A 746-nucleotide genomic window follows, 5' to 3' on the forward strand; every position below is an offset into this window, starting at 1 on the left:
GGCATGCCGGCGGCCAGGACGGCAAGCATTCCGACGTTGCGCATGCGGCTCACGATGCCGCAGAGCGTAGAGGCAGGGGTGGGGGGTGTCAAACCAACGCAAGGGCGATGAAAGTGGTCAGGACTGACTAATCAGACCTTCATCGCGAGACGGGCGTTGGCCTCGCGCAGCCGGGCAGACAGGCTCCTGGCGATGTTCACCACGATGAAGGTGAACCCCTCTCCATGTGTCCTCCGGAACTCGCGGAGGTCCTGCGCGCAGAGCTGAAGCAGGTCCACGTCCGTCATCGCGCGCACGGTGGCGGAGCGGAAGTCCTTGTCGATGAGGCCCATCTCCCCGAAGAACTCGGGCGGGGACAGCACCGCGAGCGGATGCAGGCCGCCCCGCGGCTGACGGCGAGCGACCTCCACCTGGCCGCGGACGACGACGAAGAGGCTGTCGCCCAGGTCCCCTTCTTCGAAGATGACGTCCCCGGCCGCGAAGTGCCGCGCGCGCGCCAGCTCGGCGAGGTGGCCGAGCTCCGAGGAGGAGAGCATCTCGAAGAGCGGCGATGCGGCGATGACGGACAGCTTCTCCATGCTCCCCCCGGGGCCCGGCTGGATGCTCCCGACACCGGGAGCCTAGTCCTTCGACCGCAGCATGTCGCGGCGTGAGTAGTGGAACGTCGCGCGTGCCTTGCGCGAGGTGAAGCGCCAGGTGAAGCGCAGGTGCTGGCGGTTGACGTCGCGCCGCCAGGCAGCCGTCTC

At 68.2% G+C, this 746-nt stretch carries 1 protein-coding gene; it reads right to left on the minus strand.

Annotated features, from left to right (window positions below):
- Window positions 1–131: 131 nt before the first annotated feature.
- Entirely contained in the window at window positions 132–578 is a 447-nt protein-coding gene (locus G4D87_RS38355) for a cyclic nucleotide-binding domain-containing protein (RefSeq protein ID WP_163787663.1), read from the minus strand.
- Between the last annotated feature and the right edge of the window lie 168 nt (window positions 579–746).

Origin of the sequence: Myxococcus vastator, assembly GCF_010894475.1 — a bacterium.
GTDB classification, from domain to species: Bacteria; Myxococcota; Myxococcia; order Myxococcales; family Myxococcaceae; genus Myxococcus; species Myxococcus vastator.

Coding starts and splice junctions, on each gene's coding strand:
- G4D87_RS38355 (WP_163787663.1), bottom strand. CDS start 578: ATGGAGAAGCTGTCCGTCATCGCCGCATCGCCGCTCTTCGAGATGCTC.